Raw genomic sequence first — 4096 nt, 5'->3', positions numbered from 1 at the left:
CGGGTGAGTTCATCATCATTAACAAATATCTGGTAAGCGATCTGGAGCAGCGCGGTCTTTGGACGAGCAAAATTCGTGATGCCATTATTCTCAATAACGGTTCAGTACAAGGTATCGATGCCATTCCGGGGTCAGTTTGGATATCGAAAATTATTGTACGTTAAGGTTATTTTTTGACCTTGCAACTTTAGCTGGTCTCAGCCGACGAAACTTACCAGAAGCCGGTATCCTATTGCTTTTCCATATATAATCGCCCGTCAGATTGATGTGTTCCCAGCCTAGCGGGGATAAATGCGACAGCAGCTGCTCGTTGATCTTTACCCCTTTACGCTTCAGAGCATCAATAGCTCTTTCCATATAGACGGTATTCCACAGCGATATAGCAGCCGTCAGCAACGTCAGTCCACTGGCGCGATAGCTCTGATTTTCCGGTTTTCTGTCCCTGATTTCACCTAGCCGGTGCAGGAATACCGCGCGCGCCAGCGCGTTACGAGCTTCTCCTTTATTCAGTCCCGCCTGTACCCGCCTACGAAGTGCCGGATCGCGGAACCAATCGAGCATAAACAACGTTCGTTCAATACGGCCAATTTCCCTCAATGCTTTGGCAAGTCCGTTTTGCTTGGGGTAGCTGGCTAGCTTTTTCAGCATCAGGGATGCTGTTACGGTTCCCTGCTTTATCGAGGTTGCCAGACGCAGCACTTCATGCCAGTGAATTTCGATCTCTTTCAGATTCAGGTTGGTTGTTGATATCTGTGATTGAAGTGCTGGGTATTGGTCCGCTTTCTCTTTGATAAATAGCTTCTTGTCGTGGAGATCCCTAATTCGCGGACAGAATGCAAATCCCAGCAGATGCATCAGGGCAAAGACATGATCGGTGAAACCCGCAGTATCGGTGTAATGCTCCCTGATTTCCAGGTCGCTTTCGTGATACAGCAAACCATCGAGAACGTGGGTTGAATCTCTGACCCGACTGATTATGCAGGTGTAAAACGGACTGTATTGATCCGAAATATGGGTATAAAACTGACGTCCAGGCTCCTGCCCATATTTCGGGTTAACCTGCCCCGCGTAGCGGCCTGAGCTACCTGTTCTGAAATTCTGTCCATCCGATGATGATGTTGTCCCGTCTCCCCAAAATGCCGAAAGTGGTCTTTTCCTCTGCGCATTTACCAGCTCTGCAAGAGCTGCTGAATAGGTTTCATCACGGATGTACCATGCCTGAATATCTTCGAGTGATGATTTGGTGCTACCGGGGCAGGCTTCTGCCATTTTGGTTAGGCCAAGATTGATTCCATCTGCAAGAATAGTGGTAAGAAGCAGGCGGGTATCGGGACGGGTAATGTCATTTTTTATATGTGAAAAATGTTGGGTAAACGTCGTCCAGCTGTTTACCTCATCGAGAATTTCCGTGATTTTAGGTCGCGGTAGCATGCTGTAAACCAGCTCTGCAAGCGGTGAAACCTGCGCTGGAACGCAGTTATCCAGCGGAGAGACTTTTACGCCTTTGTCGGAAATTTCTACATCGGGCAGTTCACCAAGGGCTGCCACGCCATTGACCTCTTCAAGTCTAGATTGAAGCAGAGTCATACGGCTGGTAATGTACTCATGGTAATCTACAGATATGGGCAGCGCAGGCGTGAGTTTGGCAAAGTCCTTTTCGGGAATAAGGTAATCATCAAAATTTTTGTAGCGGCGTGAGCCTTTAACCCAGATGTCCCCTGAGCGCAACGCTCCCTTAAGCTCGCTGAGTGCACAAAATTCATAATACTGCCTATCAATACCCGCAGGTGTAATCACCACCTTGCGCCAGCTTTCAGGGACAAACTCAAGCGGCACAGTCGTCGGAACTTTACGTGACTGCTTCCGATACATATCCTTGATCACAATCAGCGCATCAGCCAGAGGTTGCGCTGCTGGGGTTGCGACTAACTGTAAAGCAGATAACATGCGTGGGGCATATTTCCGTAATGTGCTGTATTTCTCAGTAATAATATGTAGCGGGTCAAAATTATTTTTTCTGGCAAGATGGCGTGTTTCCTCTAGACTAGCGACAAATTCAGGCCATGGAAGTCTGTTTTCTATTGCGACCCATGGATCGCCACCAGAATCGCGAGCATCAGACAGCGCCTGACCGACATCGATGTACTGCCTCAGTTTTGATTGGATCAGCTTTCCGGTCTGCTGAAGGCGTTCAGCCTGTGTTCTTTTGGCTTTGCTGAAAAGGCTGTTCAGCATTCGCTCATGTAGCTCAATCACTTCGTCTGTCAGTGTAGCTCTGGCTTCTTCCAGCACGCACACCAAGACCGCATGACGGCGGGCTGCTGAGAATCGGGTCAAATCCCGGCTACTCATCTTTCGGCCTTCACGCGCTAGTTTCAGCAACCGGTTCTGGTGAATGGCACGATCTATACCTTCCGGTAATGCCAGTGATTCAAGGTGACTGAGCCGATCAAGATGTTGCAGCACGTTCTTACCATTGATTTTACCAGGCGGTTGCAGAAGCCATGTCAGCTTAGAGGACTGATTATCTGATGACTCAAGTAAACGATCCATGGCATCCCTGTGAGCAGGAGTTAACAGGGCATTCAGAGTCTGAAATACGATTTTATCGCCGCCTGCCATGGCCTCAGCACAAGTACGCTCCACGACATCAATCGAGGGGATTATCACGTTGTTCTACCGGAGATAAATTAGTAACTCTTCGGCTAGGAGAATACCTTTATCGGTACGCGTCGCCATCGGTAGCAGGTGTTTAATACAGTCTTGCTGTATTTTGCCGGTGAACGCCTTTACGCCAAGATAGCGGTACAGTTCGGTTAAATGCTCACGCCGTGTTGTATCCCTGCCGGAAAGGTAAGCTGGCCAGAGATCCCAAGTAAGCCTTAGCCTGCTGGCGATATGCTTTAGCAGCGCATCAGAGAGTGCGATTTTTTTATCCGGAGCAAAGCCGACATTTTTCAGATAGCAAAGAAGGACGGCAAAACCAAAACGGCTAACGGGTTTACGGTGAGCACTGATAAGTGCCATATCATGCTCACTGAAATAGGCCATTCGGGTCAGTGCTAACTCATCGTCTGGTAATGCCAGTAATGATTCTCTTTCCGACAGAGAAAGAATCTGTCTCCTTGCCATATAGTTTCCTTCGTAATTTTAACAAAACCAGGTATTGCATAAGGGTACACCCTTATGCAATACCCTAAATGTGATGAAACGCAATGAATGACATAACTTATATGCGATAAGATAAATGCAATAATCTAAATGCGATAGCGAGGTGAAAAATGTTCATCAGAGCTTATTTAAGGGCATCGACTGAAGATCAGTTTGCCGACCGAGCAAAAGAGATGCTGGATCAGTTTGCTCAAGAACGGGGACATAAAATTGCCAGTTACTACAGGGAAAACATCAGTGGCACAAAACTGGACCGTCCAGAATTAGGTCGCTTACTAATGGATAGCCATCGCAATGATATTCTATTGGTAGAGCAGATAGATCGCTTGACTCGCCTCAGTAACAGTGACTGGACGACGTTGAAAAGGCAGATAGAACAACATGAACTGAGGATTGTCAGCTTGGATGTTCCCACCTCATGGCAAGCTCTATTAGATAAAGACCCATCACAAACAGATCCGATTACCCATGCCGTGATAACGGCTATCAATAATATGCTTATTGACCTAATGGCCACAATGTCACATAAGGACTGGCTGAGCCGCCGTCAGCGGCAAAAACAAGGAATAGAACGAGCTCATTCATTGGGGAAATATAGGGGAAAACAGGCAGATCAGGAACGACATGAGAAAGTGATGTACTACCGGCTGGTAAAAAAGCTTAGCATTCGTGAAACTGCAGATGCAACGGGTTACAGTACTTCTCAAGTTTGCCGCATTCAGGCTCTTTATAGAGAACCTACTTCTGGTTAAAAAATAGCCTTAACGTACAATAATTTTCGATATCCAAACTGACCCCTAACAGATTGATTAACCATGGATTAAGTCGGAATATGGGCCATAACTTATCGGGCATCGTTAAGGTCATGTGTTGATATTCACATTTGGGCAAGATGGATAGCTGCTTCGCTATCCATTTTTCTGTC

1 protein-coding gene and 2 pseudogenes are annotated in these 4096 nt (G+C 46.9%); 1 reads left to right on the top strand and 2 read right to left on the bottom strand.

Features of this window, described 5'->3' with window-relative positions:
* Nucleotides 1–150: 150 nt before the first annotated feature.
* Nucleotides 151–3132, bottom strand: a pseudogene (locus CTN07_RS22100) (Tn3 family transposase).
* Nucleotides 3133–3281: 149 nt separating this feature from the next.
* Here CTN07_RS22100 and CTN07_RS22095 point away from each other — a divergent pair.
* On the top strand, nucleotides 3282–3923 hold the full coding sequence (locus tag CTN07_RS22095; RefSeq protein WP_005306727.1) for a recombinase family protein: 642 nt from the start codon (nucleotides 3282–3284) through the stop codon (nucleotides 3921–3923).
* Between the two features lie 46 nt (nucleotides 3924–3969).
* On the opposite strand, the pseudogene CTN07_RS22090 reads toward CTN07_RS22095, so the two are convergent.
* A pseudogene (locus tag CTN07_RS22090) lies at nucleotides 3970–4096 on the bottom strand (IS91-like element ISPda2 family transposase); the annotation flags it as partial.

It is taken from the genome of Photobacterium damselae (assembly GCF_003026815.1).
GTDB lineage: Bacteria > Pseudomonadota > Gammaproteobacteria > Enterobacterales > Vibrionaceae > Photobacterium > Photobacterium damselae.
This window is presented reverse-complemented; position numbering and strand designations above follow the sequence as displayed.

Bases quoted from the DNA above. Each gene is read 5' to 3' on its own strand.
- CTN07_RS22095 (WP_005306727.1), top strand. From the start codon at position 3,282: ATGTTCATCAGAGCTTATTTAAGGGCATCGACTGAAGATCAGTTTGCC.